Source organism: Muribaculum sp. An289 (assembly GCF_002159555.1).
Lineage (GTDB): Bacteria > Bacteroidota > Bacteroidia > Bacteroidales > UBA932 > Merdivivens > Merdivivens faecigallinarum.
In genome coordinates this window covers 221,263-241,408 of record NZ_NFIV01000001.1, presented here as the reverse complement: position 1 = coordinate 241,408, position 20,146 = coordinate 221,263, and the positions used below count along the sequence as shown (strand labels likewise).

Sequence of the window (20,146 nt, the reverse complement as noted above, 5' to 3'; positions counted from 1 at the left end):
CATGGCGAAGCCTTCTTCCGACATAAAATCTTTTGTCCTCAGAGTGGATTCGAAGACATGGGAGGCTCTTGAAAAGTGGGCTGCCGATGAGTTCCGCAGCGTGAACGGCCAGCTCCAATGGATTATTGCCGAAGCGTTGCGCAAAAGCGGCAGGATGAAATAAGAAGCTTCTGAGAAACAGCTTCAAAAGAACAAGTGTGGCCTGGATGGGAAAACCCCGTCCGGGCCACACGCGTAAGTTGTTGTTTTGCTGACAGCCAGGTGTATTTATTGTACCGTCGGCATGACTTTGCAAGGCGGTGTTTCCGTAAAACGGGTGACCGGAACAGTGAATGTAGCCGTTTTACCCATGTCCGTTTTACCAATGCCCTTCGTTTCCATGTCTGTTGTCGTTCCAGCACCTTTCAGGTATTCTTCAGGGACTTGTACGACTGTTATGCCGAGGACGCTCTCGTCGTTCCAGTTTACTGGACAGGCGACTATCGTCATTTCAGGATAATAGTCTTCGACTGTTTCCCCATTGCTGTAAACGGTAATTCCATGGAATGACAGTAAGGAAGAGTCGATCTTTTCAGTGTCTAATATGTAATTGAACCCTCCGCTTGTAAAATACCATTTTAACATTTCTTCTTCGTTTTGCCCGAATAGGTATCCAAACCTGTCCATCAGGCCGTCGTATTCATAAACAAAGTCATAAAAGTTGCCTGTGAAATGACCATAAAAATAGTGTTCATAATCATCTCCCATAGAGATTTCAACAGGGAAATATTCGTATGTAGTGGTGGCGGTGCCGCCGCCGTCGTTCCATTCTTCGGTTTCAGTCAAGGTTTGTGAAAAATCGATTTCAACTTTCATGCTGTCCGGAAGAGGTATGGACGGGTCGTATTCCTGAAGCGGAATCTCGAAAGCATAAGCACCGGTGATTTTTGTCCCGTCAGACGTGACGAATCCTACGATTTGGTCGTCGCGGCATGTGTAGCTGTTATCCGAGCTTAAATCCCAAAAGAACTGCTCTTCCCATGACTGTCCGTCATTAAATATCGGGGTGCTTAAATCAAGCCAGCCGTTCTGTACGCTCTCGGTAGCATCATTCATGATAAAATCGACTATCCTGTCCAGACTCTGTTCATATCCGTTACGCTCAAGGTTCCGGAAGAAATTCTGTTTTGATTGTCTGTATCCTGCGATGATGAAGTCCTTTCCGTGATAAGATGTTTTCATTTTATATCTTGCGCGACTTACATATTCTACGGTGACTCCCGTAGTCAGCGCGCAGACCTGCTCTTTCACGAATCGGGATGCTTGTCCGGATTCGGAGATTGCGCGGGCATAGACAGTATACGGGCCGAAATCCAGAGGATTTGAGAAATCAAAATGCACTGATATCTTGCCGTCTCCCTCGGGAATGGCCTGCCGTATGTTGTCGAGCGAACCTTCCATAAAGGCTACGGAGTCGGCCTTCATGTTCACGGCACGGCAGACGGCATATTCGATGGTCTTTGTGCTTTTTCCGGCTTGGAAATCGACGGTGAAGTGTCCGTCGCTTACATCGGAGATGGAAAGGTTTACGAAGTTTTCAGGGTCGTCGGCAGGTGTTTCCCCTTTTTCGCATGAGACGGTAAAGAGAGCGAAGATGCTCAGGAGCGACAAAATCCGGAGATTCCTAAAATACCCCCCCCCCGGGCAGGGTTTGTAATCGTTTTCATGTAATAGTACGTTTTAATTGTTTTACAAAGATATGGCTTTATTACATAATAAAAAACAGGACCTGCGGATTTGTAGTGTCATTTTCCACCCCACAGCCAGTCGGTCTCTTTCGTAGTGGTTGATAATCAATAACTTACAAAAATACAGGCTGTCTTTGGGTACCTTAGAAAGTACCCAAGTGCAGATGTGATTTTTATAAACTACTTATTATCAATATTTTACAAAAACGATGGCTGGCTGTGGGGTGGAAAACTGAAGATTCCGACCGGAATTATCCGCTGGTCCCAAATCAGAACGGCAGATCGTCCTCTTCCGGTTCGGACAGGTCGTCTATCGTAGGGGCCGGTATGCCGTTGCCGGCCGCCGGTTGTCCGCTGGCCGTATTGTTAGCCGTGCCTGTCCCGGTCGTGCCGGCAGCCGAAGCGCCTGCCGCCGGTTGGCGCGCGGCATCGTTGACACGCTCAATCCTCCATGCCCTGAGGTCGTTGTACCATCTTCCGGCATATTCCCTTGCCGAAATATTGAAAGAAACCTTTACTTCGTCGCCCTCGCCGTATCCTGCGAGTTCATTTACTTTGTCCGCGCCCCATACATTGAAGCATACGAAACTTGGATACTGGCCTTCCTGGTATTCGATGACGAATTCCTGTTTTTGCCATTCGCCCCTTGCCGATACGCCTTTCTGCACTGCCAGTTTCCGTGTTATTTTTCCAGTTATATCCATAATCCGTGTCTTTTAAAAAAAGAGGGCGCCCCGCGGGCCACCCTCCTGATGTCTTTTGTCGAAGAGTCCGCTTATTTATTTGCCGGTTTTACTGGCAAAGTGACTTTCTGCAATTCCTTTCCTTTTGAAATCTTGTTTTTGTTAGCTTCTTCGTCATAAGGGCTGACCTTTATGAGCTCCACATTGAATATCAGCGTGGAGTTTCCAGGTATCATGCCCCTTCTTGTCGGGCCGTAAGCCAGATTGGCCGGTATGTAAAGCTCGATTTCACCGCCTTCGCCTATTTTCTGCAAACCTTCTTTCCAGCCTTCGATGAAGATTGAAAGAGGCATGCTTACGGTTTCATCCTTGGAAGAATCGAATTCGCTCCCGTCGATGAATGTTCCCACGTATCTTACTTCAACGGTATCTTTTGTGCTGGTAGGACGGACTTCGCTGCCTTCAGCCAGAATCCTGTACTGCAAGCCGCTTTCGGTAGTCTCGACCCCTTCCTTTTCCTTGTTGGCTTCCAGGAACGCTTCTCCTTTCTTGAGGTTGATTTCGTTATTGTAAGCGTTCATTTTTCCGATATAATAGCTGAAAGTCTTGTTCATGTCCTGAGGATTCAGCTTGAACGCGTTGGTGTCGTTAGGAGACGATGCCTTGAAGTAATCGCGCATGCCTTCCTTTATTTTGCTCATGTTCACGACATTCTCGTCAAAACCGTTGTTCTTTATGAAATATCCGAAATTGAAACCGATGTAGTAGCTTACTGAATCGATAAGGGACTGCTGAGGAAATTCCGCTTCAACTTCGAATCCCGGATTTTTCGGAGCGGAACCGGTGCCGCAGGACACAAGCGCGATAGCGAGTGCGCTTACAGAAAGAATCTTGATAATTTTCATTTTTCTATGACAATTTTTATTAAAAATTTCTAATCTCCGCAAAATTACAATTTATTTTGTTTTCTGCAAGACAAGTACAGGAAAGTTAGTCCTATGACGGCTGCACAGAGTGAAGTTACGAGGATTGTCATCTTTCCTATGTCCGTTATGCTTGCTTCGGAGAATGCCAGGTTGTTTATGAAGATGGACATCGTGAAGCCGATTCCTCCGAGAAGACCTATCCCGAGAATCTGCATCCACTTTATGCTCTCCGGCTTTTTGGCAAGTCCGGCCTTGACTGCAAGCCAGCTGAAGGCGAATATTCCCAGCGGTTTCCCGAGAAGGAGGCCGAAGAAAATCCCGGATGAGATGTCGGGTATTCCTGCACTGAAAATACTGCTGTCGAAAACGACCCCCGCGTTGGCAAGGGCGAAGACCGGCATTATGAAGAAGGTGACCCACGGGTGCAGGGTGCTTTCGAATTTGTGCATGAGAGGGTCGGCCTTGTTCACCATGCTGTGCATCGTATGGATTATGTGCTGTTGTTCCGGATTGGCTATCACCTCTACTTCCGCATTGCTCGACATCTTGAATTTGTCTATGAGGTACTGGAGTTTCGTTCCGAAGCGGAGTTCGTTTATCACGCTCCTTGCAGGTGTCACCGCCGCCAGGAGCACCCCGGCGATAGTCGCATGGACTCCTGACATATAAACGAAATACCAAAGGAAAACGCCTGCAATGATGTAGACGTATTTGTTTCTGATGTTCAGGAAATTCAGAAGTGCGAGCCCGGCCACTACGGCTGCGGCGTACAGAAGGAAGACGGCTTGCAGTTCATGCGAAGGGTAGAAGAGCGCAAGCACTATTATCGCACCCAGGTCGTCGACTATGGCGAGGGCGGTAAGCAGGACCTTGAGCGCCATCGGGACCCTTTTCCCGAGCAGCGACATGATGCCTATGGCGAAGGCTATGTCCGTAGCCATCGGTATCCCCCATCCCTTTTGAGTCACAGGGTTTTCCGCGTTGAATGCGAAATAGATGAGGGCCGGTGCCAGCATTCCGCCTATTGCCGCGAAAACAGGAAGCGAAGCATGTCTGAACGATGAGAGTTCCCCGACCAGAAGCTCCCGTTTTATTTCGAGGCCTACCACGAAAAAGAAGATTGCCATGAGCCCGTCGTTCACCCATTCCATCAGGGACATGTGCAGGGAAAAATTCCCCACGGAGATACCCATTTCCCTTGTCCATAGGGTTTCCAGTCCGGTCATGGAATCCACGTTCGCGGCTATCAGAGCGATGATGGTGCATATCACCAGGACGATGCCTCCGGTCGATTCGTTGTGGAAAAATGTATTGAAAATATTCCGGATTTCGTACATCCGCAGTTTTTTCAGGCTCTGTTCCCTGTCGGTGGCCATAATTATTCCGTCATTAATGGTTAATCGGGGGCAAAATTAGCAAAATCTTGCTTGAAAAGGTAAAAAAAATTTGGATAGGTGTGCGGTATTTGATACCTTTAAGGGAAATTATGTGAACGGAAATGGAAATTACATCTGAGTCATTGCATGCTAAGCTAAAGGAGTTCTTCGGTTTCGATAAGTTCAAGAACCAGCAGGAAGACATAATAATGAATCTCGTGAGCGGCCGCGATACCTTCGTGCTGATGCCGACGGGCGGCGGAAAATCGCTGTGTTATCAGCTTCCTGCGCTTGTGATGGACGGAACTGCCATAGTGATTTCTCCTTTGATTGCACTTATGAAGAATCAGGTGGATGCAATCCGGGGTTTCATCTCGGATGAAGAAGGAATTGCCCATTTTCTGAATTCGTCTCTCAACAAGGCCCAGATAGCCGAGGTGCACGAGGATCTTCTGTCCGGGGTGACGAAGCTGCTGTATGTGGCTCCCGAATCCCTGACCAAGGATGAGAACGTGGCTTTCTTTAAACAGCTGAAGATATCGTTTTATGCCGTGGACGAGGTACACTGTATCTCGGAATGGGGGCATGATTTCCGTCCGGAATACAGGCGCATAAGGGCCATAGTGGACGAGGTGGGGCGTGCTCCGATCATCGCCCTTACGGCCACGGCCACTCCGAAGGTGCAGTATGACATCCAGAAAAATCTCGGGATGCTCGATGCCAAGGTTTTCAAGTCCTCGTTCAACCGTCCCAATCTTTATTACGAGATAAGGGACAAGGTTGACCCGAAGCGGGACATGATCAGGTTCATAAAGCAGAATGCAGGAAAATCGGGCATAGTCTACTGTCTCTCGCGCAAGAAGACCGAGGAAATAGCCGAGCTGCTGAGTGTCAACGGAATCAAGGCGCTGCCTTACCATGCGGGCATGGATTCCAACACCCGTGCGGCCAATCAGGACAAGTTCCTCATGGAAGAAGTCGATGTCATTGTGGCCACCATTGCATTCGGCATGGGCATAGACAAGCCGGACGTGCGTTTCGTGATACATTATGACATGCCGAAAAGCCTCGAAGGATATTATCAGGAGACCGGAAGGGCCGGAAGGGACGGCCGTGAAGGCAAGTGCATAGCCTATTACAGCTATAAGGACATGGTGAAACTGGAAAAATTCATGCAGGGGAAGCCCGTGTCCGAGCAGGAAATAGGCAAGCAGCTGCTGCTGGAAACCGTGGCATACGCGGAGTCCAACCAGTGCCGCCGGAAGATACTGCTGAATTACTTCGGGGAGGAATATACGGAAGACAATTGCGGGGCCTGCGACAATTGCCTGCATCCTAAAAAGACTTTCGATGCCCAGGAGGATTTGCTTACGGTAATAGAACTGATATCGTCGATGCCCGAGAACTTCAAGACGGAGCATCTTGCGAATATCCTCGCCGGGGTCGAGACGGCCCTGGTGAAGTCCTATCATCACAACTCGCATGAAATGTTCGCCATCGGGCAGTCCAAAGGGGTCCGGCACTGGATTGCGGTAATCAGACAGGGCATAGTAGACAAGTTCCTCGACAAGGATATCGAGACCTTCGGCCTTGTCAGCGTTACCGAAAAAGGAAGAAAATTCTATGACGAGCCTTATCCTGTAATGATGACCGAAGACAGGGAATTCGCCGAAGGTGATGATGACGATGACGATATGGTGTCTTCTCCGGTCAAGGCCGGCGGCGGAGGCGGTGGGGACGAGACCCTGCTCGCCATGTTGAAAGACCTGCGCTCCTCAATGTCGAAGCGCCTGAAATTGCAGCCGTGGGTGATTTTTACGGATGTGGCCCTCGAAGACATGACAATCCTTTATCCGATAACCGTCGACGAGCTGAAGCATTGCCAGAACGTGGGCGAGGGAAAGGCCAAAAAATTCGGCAAGGAATTTGCCGAACTCATCAAGCGTTATGTTGAGGAAAATGAGATTATCCGCCCTAACGACTTCGTTGTCAAGACAGTAGTGAACAAGTCCGCCAACAAGGTGCATATTATCACGGGCATAGACCGGATGCACCCGTTGGATGACATAGCCGAGGCCAGGGGAATGGAGATGGACGAGCTTTTGGACGAGATAGAATCCATCGTCTATTCCGGTACCAAACTGAACATAGACTACTACATCAGGCAGGAGGTGGATGAAGACAAGGTGGAGGAAATATACGATTATTTCAGGAATGAAGCCGAATCCGATTCCATAGCCGATGCCATCAGGGAACTCGGTCCCGATTTTACTGAAGAAGAAGTCCGTCTGGTGAGAATCAAGTTCCTCTGCGAAGTTAGCAATTAGACATTACTGCCATGAAACGTTTTTTATGTTTTCTGGTATTCGTGGCCGTCTTTTCGATAGCTGCGTATGCCATCAACAACCGTTATGATGACAAGCGTATAAGGTTCAGGAAGGACTGGGTGGAATTTTCCGAAGCCCAGGAAAAGGATTTGCCCAAGACACAGGAGAAAATACTCAAAAGGATTATGGACAAGGCCGCTTCGGACAAGGCTTGTCTCGATTTGTTCTATGCTTTCGATGAATATCTACGGATGGCCGGGTATGATTTCAAGGACAGGGATAAAAGATTGGACTATGTCTATGAAGTAATCGACGGGCTTTCCCCGGTGCAGTTGAAGATGTTAATGTGTCTGCGCATGATGGACGAACACCCTGCACGCGGGGCGGATTCGCTTACTTCCTGGCTGGAAAAATACAGGGAAGAGCTTTGCGGTGCGAAATATATGACAAAAGAACTGGCTTCCATTATGCCTTATGGCATAGGTGACGACTTCCACTATATCGACGACTACGAATTTTTCCTTTCTTCATACATTACGTTGTACAGTGCCGAGGGGGACAAAGTCCCGATGCGTTATGTTGACGAATTGCTGGAATATCGTTCGAAAGCGGGGGAAGAATACATGATCAATCTTGTCAGTTCCAAGATGATGAAGGCGGGCCGCGAGGTACGGCATGCTTCCGTAGTGGACTCGGACAGGGAATTAATCAGGCGATTTTACGAGATTGCCGAAGAATGCGGGGACAATCCGGCCAAGATACTTCCCCTTTCGTCCATAGCCTACAGGCTTGCCTATATCTATCCTGAAACCGAAGAGGAATGTCTTGAAGCAGACTCATTTCTGAGGCAGACCTTTGACTGGGCCGAGAAGAAGCTTTCTGAAAAAGGCCTCCGGCCTTATGAAAGACATTTGCTCGAGAAAGAAACGGGCTATATGGAATTGTATGTTGAAAAATTAAGGGAAAAAACCATATCCGATCAGACTGCCTATTTCCCTTATCCTGCCGAAACGGAAATCGTCCTTGCCATGAAGAATTGCAGCGATGTGCGCGTGAGGATAGAAAAATCGGATTCTACCCTCGTTCTGGACACGGTGGTGCATTGCCCGGGCGAAAGGAGTTTCGGGATTCCGGATACCGTGTCGGTCATGACCCTTCCTGCGCTTGAGGACGGTTATTATTATATAAGGTATGATATAGTCGGAGAAGAATCCGACAAATGGAAGCAGGAGCGTAGATATCTCGATGTGTCTTCATACGCGGTAGCGGTACGTTCCGATGCCGGCGGGGTGAAGGAATTCTATCTGACCGATGCGAAGACAGGACAACCTGTGGAGCGCTCGGGCTTTACTGTCGAATTCGATGACAGGGGGCGCGACCCGTTTTCGGGAGTGATGGATTTCGACGGTTTTACGGAACTCCCTGTCGACCTGGACTGTTATGCGAGGCTGAGTTTTGTTTCCCCTGACGGGAAGCGTTCTCCGGCGATTCCGGTATATCCGGCACGGCCTTATTATTCGGGAAGCCGGCCTTACGATGCTTCATACGGGGAGTTCTTTCTGGACAGGAAGCTTTTCAGGCCGGGAGAGGAGGTCTCTTTCAAGTATATCGCATACCGTTCCGACGGGAAGTCCCTTGTGGCTGAAGAAGGAAAACAGGTATCGGTGGGGCTTTATGCCGCCGATGGCCGTAAGATTGACAGCCTTTACGCGGTTACGAACGGTTTCGGTTCGTTTTCAGGGAGTTTCGATATTCCTGAAAATCTGATGAACGGCATGTTCAGCATAAGGACGGATGATGGCGTAATGGAATATTTCAGGGTCGAAAATGCGGAACCTCCGACTTTTACGGCTTCTTTCGACCCGGTTGATGGCATTTTCAGATATGACGATACGCTTACTGTGACCGGCCATGTCAGAAGCTACCGCGGTTACGGGGCCGATGGGGTAAGGATAGCCTATACTGTCGAAGACCACTGGTATTACGAGGAATTTTCGGGAGAGACCTATACCGGTGCGGACGGAAGTTTTTCAATCCCGGTCGTAATGACTGCCGGTTATATTTCGATAAATGCGGTCGCAACATTGCCGGACGGGGAGTCTCTCGAATTGAGAAAATCCCTTGTGACGGACGAATACGGTGTTGAACTGGCGCTGGTGACCGATGCTCTCGAAGTTTCGGGGGACGGAGGGTTTTATTTCAGAAAACCGGACAGCCTCGTCTTTACGCTGGAGGCCGATAACATGGATGGGGTGGCTTTAGACAGCCTCGGCTGCGATTATTCTGTCTTCCGTATCGGTGCGGACGGGATGAAACACCTGGTGCAACGTGGGACGGCTCTTTCCGGGAGCGGCTTGGCGATAGATACGCGGGATTTGGAGACGGGCGGCTATAGGGTATATGCTTCAATGGAGGTCGAAGGCCTCAGGCGCAGTGTGTCGCGGGACTTTGTACTGCTTGACACGGGAGCATTCCAGGATTATCCTGATATGGAGAGACCTTATGTTTTCCTTCCCGATACTTCTGGTGCCTATTATATCGGAGGCCGCGACAGTCTCTGGGTCTTGACGGAATATTTTGATTCGAATACCGGCGAATTGCTTGAAATACGGCACGATACGTTTGCTCCGGGAATCCGGAGGGTCGAGGAAGGCATTTCCGGCGTTTATCCCGGAAGGGATTTCGTGCGCTCGCTCTTTGTCGTTAAGGAAGGGGAGGCCAAAGTGTTCCGTACCGATATCGCGGGCGAGAAGGATTATGTCCTCGATATGGAGATATCATCGCTCCGTAAGGTGACGACTTCCGGTGTGACCGAGCATTTTACTCTCGTGTTCCCGGAATTGGCGGATGCGGAGGTCTTGGTGGATATTTTCGACAAGGCCTCGGAAGACATTGTACCGAACAATTATTATTTCGCTCCGGAGAATGTATTGAGACGGGCTTATATCCCTTATGCTTCGGCTTATTTCGGCGGGGCCGGTTACCGGCGTGACTATGGGTTTTCCCTGAATGCCGTAGCGATGAAATCTTCTTCCGCTTCCCCTGTGGCCAGGAACGAGGCGGTCATGGATGGGGCGGTCGTGGAAGAGGCTGCACGAGTTTCGGAGGCCGGGTCGGCTTCGGACGGTCTGGCGGATTATATCCCTGAAGACATACTGAGAAAGGATTTTTCTTCCACTCTTGCGTTTTATCCTCATCTGAGGCCTGATGCCGAGGGCCGGCTTGAGGTGGAATATGCCACTTCTGCCCGCCTGTCCACTTTCGTGGTACAGATTCTTGCGCATGACAGGTCCATGAGGCGTGCCGTTGCGAGGGACGAGGTTGTCGTGAAGAAAGAACTCATGGTTTCGGCTTCCGTGCCGGATTTCCTGCGTGAGGGCGATTGTCCTGCCTTTGTGCTGACAGTGAAGAATGATATGTCCCTGCCTGCTTCCGGGCGTTTCGTCGTGGAAATGTACGATGCCTCATGCGGTGTGGAGACGTCAGCAGCCCCGGTCTTTCTTTGGGAAAGCGAACCTATGATGGTCGAGGCCGGGAAGACCGCTGTGGAGAAGGCAGTATTGCCGGAAATAGGCGGCAATATATCCGAATATGTGCTGCGTTTCGCGTTTATAGGGGAAAATGATACGAAAGTAAGCGATGCCGAAGAGCATACCGTCCATGTCGTGTCTTCCGATGTCATGGCTGTAAATACTGTTTCCGCCATCTCGGATGCGCATGATGGCGATATTTCGGTGGATGTTTCCGGATTGCTGGACGGAGAACCTGCGGATGGCGGGGCTGCTGTCTACAGGATAGACCTATCCACGCCTGTTTCTGCCGCCGTCGATGCGATGCCGGTTGTCCTGGCTCCTTCGGCCGGCTCGCTGACCGATTGGACCGATGCCCTTGTGACGATGAAGATTGCCGAAATGCTGCTCGCTGAAAAGCCGGGCATGGCGGATTATATAAAATCCATTGAGCCGGAAGATTTGGAGAATTACAGGAATACTCCGTGGTATGCCTACATGTCCCGCCAGAACGACAGGAGGGCATTGCTGGATTCGCTCCTGTCCCCGTCATGGAGGCAGCGCTTCGCAGCGGAGGCCGTCGGCAAGATAAGCGGTTTCCGTTATTCGAACGGGGCGTTTTCATGGTTTCCGGGAGGAAAGCCTTCGGTTTACATGACGTTGATGCTTCTGGAAAGGTATGCCGTGGCGGAGGATTTCGGAATCGTCCATTCGCGGGAGGAGGCGGAATATATTTCGGATGCGATAAGCTACCTTGACGGTGAATTTTCTTCCTATATGGAAAATATGTCGGATTCCGTCGGGTGGAGAAAATATTCTTCCCGTCATTTCGATTCCGACGGTTTCGTCCATGATTATATGTTCGTAAGGTCGTTCTACCGGAATTCGGTGGCTTTTTCCGGAACGGCGGGGCGTTTTTATGAAAAATGCGAGAAGCTGATGGCGAAAAGGGCTTCGAAGGCGGATGTTTCTTCGAAAATCAAATATGCGAGAGTCTTGCTGAACGGAGACCGTTATGCCGGTTCGCGCCGTATGGCCGATATCGTCGCTTCGTTGTACGAGCATGCTTCCGAAGACAGATGGGGCAATCTCTGTTTCAGTTCCGGAGCTCCGGGGATTTATGGTATGTTCGACAGCGGGATTTATGTCAATTCGTCGGCCCTGATGCTTTTCGACAGGCTGGAAGCGGCGGGCTTCGATGACAGGAAAGGAACTTCAGGGAAAATCAGTTCTTTGATTTCCGGGACAGAGAGGCATCTTCTCACCCTGAAGGAGGGGTTGGACTGGGGCGACGGTATAAGGACTTCGGTGGCCGTTGCAGCCCTGGTTTCCCGTTCCGCGGGAGATTTTCCGGTCAAGCATGGCAGTATCGTTACCGATGAGGAGGGGCTTGCTTCCATGGCCGATGAGGACGGTATTCTCAGGATTCCTTCATCCGCCAGCGATGGCCGGCCGGCTTCGGAAAGCGGAAATATGAAAATAGTTTCCGTGTCGAAGATATGGAGCACGAAGATTTGGGAACTCGACGATGCTTCCAACGGCATATCCGTCAGACGTGAATTTTACAGACGTCCTCTTGCTTCTTCGTCACTGGAACCTCTGTCCGAAGGCTCTTCATTGGAGACCGGGGATGTCGTCGTATGCAAATATGTGATTGACAATGACGAAGCCCGTTCTTTCGTGCGGCTCGGGGCGATGAGGCCTGCCTGTTTCGCCGTTTCCGACATACGTTCCGGCTATACTTATTCGTGGAAAGCCTCCTTGTCCTCTTACAGGGACATAAGGGATAGCGGTACGGATTACTACATCGATTATCTTCCGGAGGGGGTTACCGAGATTACTGAAGAGTTTTTCGTGTCGGTTCCGGGTGTGTTCTCGGCGGGGAATGTGGAAGCCGTTTCGCTGTACGCCCCTCAATACGGGGGCAGGACTGCCGTGCAGAAGGTTGTGTCGGCCTGGTGAGAAACAGTTTCTAAGTGCCTTGCGGCTTTGTGAGTACTCCCGTGGGGAATCGAACCCCAACCTAAAGAACCGGAATCTTCAATTCTATCCATTAAACTACGGGAGCCGGTTTGGAGGTGCAAATATACGAAAAAGATAAAATAGTATTATCTTTGCGGTAAATTTTATCAATTGCTTAATTAATACAACGTAAAGTTATGAGAGCGTATGTTTTTCCAGGCCAGGGTTCCCAGTTTACGGGAATGGGCAAATCCCTTTATGACGGGAATGCAAAGGCCAAGGAATTGTTTGAACGTGCAAATGAGATTTTGGGTTTTAATATTACCGATGTGATGTTTTCCGGGACTGCGGAAGAACTGAAGGCCACCAAGGTGACACAGCCTGCCATCTTTGTGCATTCGGTGCTTCTGGCAAGCTGCCTGAAGGACGGGGACGTGATAGGCGGGTACGAAGGAGGGTTCTGCCCTGACATGGTTGCCGGCCATTCCCTTGGCGAGTTTTCGGCACTTACGGCTGCCGGGGCGCTTTCATTCGAAGACGGGCTCCGTTTGGTGGCAATCCGTGCTTCGGCCATGCAGAAAGCCTGTGAAATCAAACCTTCGACAATGGCGGCCATCCTCGGCCTTGACAGCTCGAAGATAGAAGAGATATGCAAGGAAGAGACTGACGGTGTCGTTGTCCCTGCAAATTACAATTGCGACGGGCAGGTCGTAATTTCCGGTGATATTGAGGCCGTACAGAGGGCTTGTGACAAGTTGAAGGCTGCCGGAGCGAAAAGGGCGGTAATGCTTGCGGTAGGCGGCGCTTTCCATTCCCCGCTAATGGAACCGGCGAGGGCCGAACTTGCCCAGGCTATAGAAAAAACCTCGATTTCGTCTCCTGTATGCCCGATATACCAGAATGTGAACGCACAGCCGAGTACCGATCCGGCTGTCATAAAAGCCAATCTGCTTTCACAGCTCACTTCTCCGGTAAGATGGACCCAGACTGTCAAAAACATGGCAGCCGCAGGTGCCGACGAATTTATAGAACTCGGGCCTGGAACCGTCCTTCAGGGGCTGGTAAAGAAAATCATTCCGGGTGCAAATGCGATTTCGATTGCATAAATTTTTATAATAACGTGTACTTTACATATTATGGCTAAAGAGAAAAAATTCATTACCTGCGACGGCAACTATGCCGCCGCACATATAGCTTATCTGTTCAGCGAGCATGCCGCGATTTATCCTATTACGCCTTCGTCTACGATGGCCGAATATGTGGACGAGTGGGCCGCTGCCGGAAAGAAGAACCTTTTCGGTGAGGTCGTAAAGGTGACTGAGATGCAGAGCGAGGCCGGTGCGGCAGGTGCCGTGCACGGTTCTTTGCAGGCCGGTACGCTGACAACCACTTTCACGGCTTCGCAGGGACTCCTGCTGATGATTCCGAATATGTACAAGATAGCTGGCGAACTTCTGCCATGTGTCTTCCATGTTTCGGCCCGCAGCCTTGCAAAACAGGCGCTTTCGATTTTCGGAGACCACCAGGACGTGATGGCCGTAAGGCAGACCGGATTTGCGATGCTGGCTTCCGCAAGTGTGCAGGAGGCTCTCGATATGGCGGCGGTCGCCCATCTTGCAACCATAAAGTCGCGTGTCCCTTTCGTGCATTTTTTCGATGGATTCAGGACATCGCATGAAATACAGAAGATAGAACTCATAGACGAGGATGCACTCCGCTCTATGCTGAGCGAAAAATCCCTGGCCGCATTCCGCGCACGTGCCCTCAATCCGGATGCTCCGGTGATAAGGGGTACGGCCCAGAATCCTGACGTGTATTTCCAGGCCAGCGAGGCTTCCAATGCTTACTACGATGCACTTCCGGACATAGTGGCCCGTTATATGGGAGAAATAAGCGAAGAAACCGGACGTGAGTACAGGCCGTTCGAATATTACGGAGACGCTCAGGCCGAGAACATTATAATCGCCATGGGTTCCGTGTGCGAGACAATCAAAGGGACAATCGATTACCTCAATGCCCAGGGCAGGAAATACGGACTCGTTACGGTCAGGTTGTACCGTCCGTTCTCGGAAAAATATTTTCTCAAGGTCCTCCCGAAATCTGTCAGAAGAATCGCCGTTCTCGACCGTTCGAAAGAACCGGGAGCTCTCGGAGAGCCGTTGTACATGGATGTCAAGGCGCTTTTCGAAGGGAAGGAAAACGCCCCTCTCATCGTAGGTGGCCGTTACGGACTGTCTTCTAAGGACACAAGCCCTGCACAGATTGTCGCTGTCTATGACAATCTTGAATTGGCGGAACCGAAAAACGGTTTTACTGTCGGCATAGTGGACGATGTGACCTTCAAGTCGTTGCCGCTCAAGGAAGAAATCAGTATCGTCAAGCAGGGTACTGCGGAATGTAAATTCTACGGCCTCGGTTCCGACGGTACGGTAGGCGCCAACAAGAACACTATTAAAATCATCGGCAACCATACATCCAAATTTTGCCAGGGATATTTCGATTACGATTCAAAAAAATCTGGAGGTTATACCTGTTCGCACCTCCGTTTCGGAGATTCTCCGATCAAGGCCCCGTATCTGGTTTCGACCCCTGATTTCGTAGCCTGCCACGTGCCTTCGTATTTGAAAAAATACGATGTGCTGAGCGGGATAAAGCAGAACGGAACGTTTTTGCTCAACAGCCTTTGGTCTGTCGAGGATACGCTTGAACGGATTCCGGACAATGTAAAGGCAGTCATTGCAAGGAAAAACATAACGCTTTATATAATTAATGCGACACAGATTGCGGCAGAGATAGGTCTCGGAGGCCGTACGAATACGATACTCCAGTCGGCCTTTTTCAAGATTACCGGTATCATTCCGTATGAGGATGCGGTAAAATACATGAAACAGGCAATCGACAAGAGCTACGGCAAGAAGGGAGAACAGGTCGTCAAGATGAATTATGCCGCCGTGGACAGGGGTTCCGAGTATGTAAAGGTGGAAATTCCGGAGTCTTGGAAAAATATAGCTTCCGACAGATTCGTGAATCCTAACCAGGACAGGCTCGCTCCGGATTTCGTTAAAAACATAGCCGATGTATGCAATGCGCAGGAAGGAAACAGGATTCCTGTAAGCGCCTTCGCCGGTGACGGTGTGGACGGTACCATACCTTCGGGTACCGCCGCATACGAAAAGAGGGGAGTGGCGGTAAAAGTCCCTTCATGGATTCCGGACAACTGTATCCAGTGCAATATGTGCGCATACGTCTGCCCTCATGCTGCAATCCGTCCGTTCGTCATGACTCCTGAGGAGGCTTCAAAAGCTCCTGCTTCCGTGAAAAAGGCGGCTGGAAAGGCTCAGCTGAAAGATTATTTCTTCACGATGCAGGTTTCACCTATGGATTGTACGGGCTGCGGCAATTGCGCCGATGTCTGCCCTGCCAAGGAAAAAGCCCTTGTCATGTCCATGTTCGAGACCGAGACGGAGCAGCAGAAATCATTCGATTATCTGCATGGAGTAGTCGGTTACAAGGACAATATTCTTCCTAAGGAGCAGAATGTCAAGGCTTCCCAGTTCGCGCAGCCGCTTTTCGAGTTCTCCGGGGCATGTGCCGGTTGCGGTGAAACTCCGTATGTGAAGGCTATTTCGCAGCTCTTCGGGGAAAGCATGATGGTGGCGAATGCGACAGGCTGTTCTTCGATATACAGCGCTTCGTTCCCTTCTTCTCCGTATTGTACCAATGCGGACGGACATGGTCCGGCCTGGGCCAATTCTCTGTTCGAGGACAATGCCGAATTCGGGCTTGGAATGAAAATCGGTTCCGATTGCGTGCGCAATTATGTGGAAAGGCTGATGAAGGAAGGCCTTGCATGCGATTGCTGTACGGCAGAGATGAAGGCCCTGTTTGCCGAATGGATTGAAAATAAGAATGACCGCAAGGCAACGCGAAAGATTGCCGACAGACTCGTGCCGATGATGAGGGAGTGCGGTTGTGATGTGTGCCGTAAGATTCTCGAGTATGAGCATTTCATCCCGGCCCGTTCGCAGTGGATTATCGGCGGTGACGGTTGGGCATACGACATAGGATACGGCGGACTCGACCATGTGCTTGCATCTGGAGAGAATGTGAACATCCTTGTCCTTGATACCGAAGTATATTCCAACACCGGAGGCCAGTCTTCCAAGTCGACTCCTGCCGGCGCAGTAGCGAAATTCGCTTCGGCCGGAAAACGTGTCCGCAAGAAAGACCTCGGAATGATGGCCATGAGTTACGGCTATGTATATGTGGCGCAGGTAGCCATGGGCGCGAATCAAGCACAGTTCCTCTCCGTCATAAAAGAGGCTGAGGCATACGACGGCCCGTCGCTGATAATAGCGTACTCCCCATGTATAAACCACGGTCTGAAGGCCGGCATGGGCAAGAGCCAGGCGGAGGAAAAGGCGGCAGTCGAGTGCGGATACTGGCATCTTTACAGATTCAATCCGGAACTGTCCGGACAGGGCAAAAATCCGTTCACTCTCGACAGCAAGGAGCCTGACTGGAGCAAGTTCCAGGCGTTCATCAGGGGCGAAGTGCGTTATGCTTCGCTGATGAAAGCTTTCCCTGCCGAGGCTGAAGAACTTTTCGCAAAGACGGAGGAGTACGCCAAAATAAGGCTTGAGTCTTACAAAAGGCTTGCAAGATAGTCTGCTGTTGCAAGGGGTAGGGTGGCCGTATGGGGCCGAGTAGTAATATATTGTGACGGTTTTTGGCTTTTAACCGGAATTTTACCTATTTATTGCTATTGCGGGCGGCCGTCGGCCGGACTATCTTTGCAACGAATTTTGTAAGCCATAATTAAATACAGCCGCTGTACCATGGAGGCCATCCCGGGTGCAGCGGTTTTGTTTTGTTTTGTTTTGTTTTGTTTTGTTTTGGTGCGGAGCGGCAGGTGTGGAGTGGTGTGCGGTGGCGGTATGATGCCGGTGCGCGGTGTCAGGCGGAATGTGGTTCTCCCAGGCAGTGCAGGACAGCGGATGGTGACGGATGCCGGCAAGCAGTGGCAAGGTGGCAGGCGGAATGTGGTTGCGATGACAGGTATGATGCAGTTATGCGGCAGGTATGATGCAGTTGCGCGCACACTTGAAAATTGAATTTATTGTGTAATTTATTGATATATAATACGTTATACCGGCGATGTGAGACAGGGCTGTGGATTTCGCCGGGTTTTAAATACCTCAGAATCCACACCGTGTTTTCTTTATATTATTGTTAATCGATTGATACACAGCTGTATATAAATAGATTGTTCTATCGGTGGTGTGCTCCAGACTATCTTCCAAGCACAGGTATTTGAGTTCTGGACGGATGGGACAATCAGCGGAACAGTTGAATATGGGTACACTTATGAATCTGAAGGCAGGCGCGTTTATTTTGAAACGAAGTCTCCCAAGTATGCTGATTTGCTTGGAATAATGAAAGACAAACGGCGGATGTGTGGACGCATCTGCCGTGAATTTTTACAGTAATTTGCGAAGTTGCTTGAAATTTTTTTCTCAGAAAATTTTAAACAGCTTCTGCATTTTATCAATGCAAGTTTCGTAAATTTGCATCTTGAACAAAAAAATCAATAAGATGGAAAAAGAGATTAAAAGAACCAAAATCAAGGAGCTGCTTTCGATGCAGCCGGGAGCGGAAGTCGTGGCAAAAGGCTGGGTCAGGACAAAGAGAGGGAACAAGAATATAAACTTTATAGCTCTGAATGACGGTTCTACCATCAATAACATACAGGTCGTGTGCGATATGAAGGCATTCGACGAGGAGATGATGAAGAAAATCACTACCGGAGCCTGCCTGAGGGTGCAGGGGGATCTGGTGGAGTCCGTCGGCAGCGGCCAGGCAGTGGAGATACAGGCGAAGGATATCCTCGTGTACGGTACGGCGGATCCGAATACCTATCCTCTGCAAAAGAAGGGGCACACACTCGAATTTCTTAGAAGCATAGCGCACCTGAGGCCGAGGACCAACACTTTCGGAGCAGTCCTCAGAATCAGGCACGCCATGGCATTCGCCATACACAAATTTTTCAATGACAAAGGATTCGTATACCTTCATACTCCGCTGATTACGGCTTCCGACTGTGAAGGCGCAGGAGCAATGTTCCAGGTTACTACCCTGGATCTGAACAATCCGCCTCGCAATGCCGATGGAAGCATCGACTATTCGCAGGATTTCTTCGGAAGGATGACTTCCCTTACGGTAAGCGGACAGCTCGAAGGCGAGCTTGGGGCAATGGCCCTGGGGCAGATTTATACCTTCGGCCCGACATTCAGGGCGGAAAACTCCAATACCCCGAGGCATCTTGCCGAATTTTGGATGATCGAGCCTGAAATGGCGTTTTACGAAATCCAGGACAACATGGATCTTGCCGAAGAATTCATCAAGTACTGTGTAAAATACGCGCTCGACAACTGCATGGACGACCTCAGGTTCCTGAACGACATGTTCGACAAAGAACTGATTTCCAGGCTACAGGGCGTGATAAACACTGAGTTTGCGAGGATTACCTACACCGAAGGAGTCGACATCCTTCTCAAATCCGGAAGGGATTTCGAATACCCGGTATCGTGGGGAGTCGACTTGCAGAGCGAGCACGAAAGGTACCTTGTCGAGGAGCACTACAGGAGGCCTGTCATAGTTACCGATTATCCTAAGGACATAAAGGCCTTCTATATGAAACAGAACGATGACGGCAAGACAGTGCGGGGCATGGATGTGCTTTTCCCGAAAATAGGAGAAATCATAGGAGGTTCGCAACGTGAGGAAGATCTGGACAAGCTCAACAGGAGGATTGCCGAGCTGGGAATGGACACAAGGAACCTGCAATGGTACATCGATACGAGACGATTCGGTTCGGCGCCGCACAGCGGATTCGGCCTGGGTTTCGAAAGGCTGCTGCTCTTCGTCACCGGAATGGCTAACATAAGGGATGTCATCCCATTCCCGAGAACACCTAAAAACGCTGATTTTTAAAATTTTCCGTCATGTTCGTGATAGGCATAGCCGGCGGCTCGGGTTCAGGCAAGACGACCGTTGTAAAAAACATAACAGAAAACCTGAAAGAGCAGGTAGTCGTTATTCCTCAGGATTCTTACTATAAGGATTCGAGCCATCTTGCTTTGGAAGAACGCCAGAAACTCAATTTCGACCATCCGGAATCGATAGATTTCGACCTGCTGATAGAGCAGATAGATGAGCTGAAGAGGGGAAACAGCATCGAGCAGCCGGTATATTCGTATCTGACATGTTCCCGTTCAAAAACTGAAACCATAACGGTACGTCCTGCAAGCGTGATAATCATCGAAGGTATACTTATCTTTACCTGCAAGGCCTTGCGTGATCTGATGGACATACGGGTATTCGTCGATGCCGATGACGATGACAGGCTCATGAGGGTAATCACGCGGGACATCCAGGAAAGGGGGAAGACCGTCGAACAGGTCATAGAGCGGTATACCAAGACGGTAAAACCCATGTACTTGCAGTTCATAGAGCCGAGCAAGAGATATGCCGACATAGTCATTCCGCAGGGAGGGCATAACAAAGTGGCAATAGACGTCCTCACTGCCATGATAGAAAAAACGCTTGCAAAATAGAAAAGACGTCTTGCTTGAAA

12 protein-coding genes and 1 tRNA gene are annotated in these 20,146 nt (G+C 50.0%); 8 read left to right on the top strand and 5 right to left on the bottom strand.

Annotated features, from left to right (window positions below; translation table 11 throughout):
• Position 1 precedes the first annotated feature (1 nt).
• Entirely contained in the window at positions 2-163 is a 162-nt protein-coding gene (locus tag B5F83_RS01230) for an Arc family DNA-binding protein (RefSeq protein WP_087276023.1), read from the top strand.
• 104 nt (positions 164-267) lie between these two features.
• Here the strand turns inward: B5F83_RS01230 and B5F83_RS01225 are convergent, their stop codons facing one another.
• The 4 genes from B5F83_RS01225 to nhaA all read right to left on the bottom strand — a co-directional run bounded on the left by B5F83_RS01225 (position 268) and on the right by nhaA (position 4,712).
• The gene (locus tag B5F83_RS01225) at positions 268-1,650 is read right to left on the bottom strand and encodes a hypothetical protein (RefSeq protein WP_087325203.1); all 1,383 of its coding nucleotides are present in this window, start codon (positions 1,648-1,650) and stop codon (positions 268-270) included.
• Between the two features lie 346 nt (positions 1,651-1,996).
• The gene (locus B5F83_RS01220; protein ID WP_087276018.1) at positions 1,997-2,431 is read right to left on the bottom strand and encodes a DUF3127 domain-containing protein; all 435 of its coding nucleotides are present in this window, start codon (positions 2,429-2,431) and stop codon (positions 1,997-1,999) included.
• A 71-nt stretch (positions 2,432-2,502) separates the two neighbouring features.
• A complete protein-coding gene (locus B5F83_RS01215; protein WP_087276014.1) occupies positions 2,503-3,315 on the bottom strand; it encodes an FKBP-type peptidyl-prolyl cis-trans isomerase in 813 nt (270 codons plus the stop codon).
• A 44-nt stretch (positions 3,316-3,359) separates the two neighbouring features.
• Entirely contained in the window at positions 3,360-4,712 is a 1,353-nt protein-coding gene (gene nhaA, locus B5F83_RS01210; RefSeq protein WP_204207295.1) for a Na+/H+ antiporter NhaA, read from the bottom strand.
• Between the two features lie 122 nt (positions 4,713-4,834).
• Here nhaA and recQ point away from each other — a divergent pair, with 122 nt between their 5' ends.
• Both recQ and B5F83_RS01200 read left to right on the top strand, forming a co-directional pair.
• Complete coding sequence (gene recQ / locus B5F83_RS01205) at positions 4,835-7,039, top strand: DNA helicase RecQ (RefSeq protein WP_087276011.1); 2,205 nt, start codon at positions 4,835-4,837, stop codon at positions 7,037-7,039.
• 11 nt (positions 7,040-7,050) lie between these two features.
• Positions 7,051-12,510 carry an MG2 domain-containing protein gene (locus B5F83_RS01200; RefSeq protein ID WP_087276008.1) on the top strand — a complete coding sequence of 1,820 codons (5,460 nt, stop codon included), beginning with the start codon at positions 7,051-7,053 and terminating at the stop codon, positions 12,508-12,510.
• A 34-nt stretch (positions 12,511-12,544) separates the two neighbouring features.
• On the opposite strand, the gene B5F83_RS01195 is transcribed toward B5F83_RS01200, so the two are convergent.
• Positions 12,545-12,616 (bottom strand) — tRNA-Arg (locus tag B5F83_RS01195).
• A 91-nt stretch (positions 12,617-12,707) separates the two neighbouring features.
• Between B5F83_RS01195 and fabD the strand changes: the two genes are divergently transcribed.
• The 5 genes from fabD to udk all read left to right on the top strand — a co-directional run bounded on the left by fabD (position 12,708) and on the right by udk (position 20,126).
• Complete coding sequence (fabD, locus tag B5F83_RS01190) at positions 12,708-13,616, top strand: ACP S-malonyltransferase (RefSeq protein WP_087276005.1); 909 nt, start codon at positions 12,708-12,710, stop codon at positions 13,614-13,616.
• Positions 13,617-13,646: 30 nt separating this feature from the next.
• Positions 13,647-17,177, top strand: a complete 3,531-nt coding sequence (gene nifJ / locus B5F83_RS01185) for a pyruvate:ferredoxin (flavodoxin) oxidoreductase (RefSeq protein WP_087276002.1) — start codon at positions 13,647-13,649, stop codon at positions 17,175-17,177.
• Between the two features lie 213 nt (positions 17,178-17,390).
• Positions 17,391-17,624, top strand: coding sequence for a hypothetical protein (locus B5F83_RS10615; RefSeq protein WP_158094120.1), 234 nt, complete (start codon positions 17,391-17,393; stop codon positions 17,622-17,624).
• A gap of 481 nt (positions 17,625-18,105) precedes the next feature.
• The gene (gene asnS, locus B5F83_RS01175; RefSeq protein ID WP_087276214.1) at positions 18,106-19,503 is read left to right on the top strand and encodes an asparagine--tRNA ligase; all 1,398 of its coding nucleotides are present in this window, start codon (positions 18,106-18,108) and stop codon (positions 19,501-19,503) included.
• 11 nt (positions 19,504-19,514) lie between these two features.
• Positions 19,515-20,126, top strand: a complete 612-nt coding sequence (udk, locus tag B5F83_RS01170; RefSeq protein ID WP_087275996.1) for a uridine kinase — start codon at positions 19,515-19,517, stop codon at positions 20,124-20,126.
• Positions 20,127-20,146 lie beyond the last annotated feature (20 nt).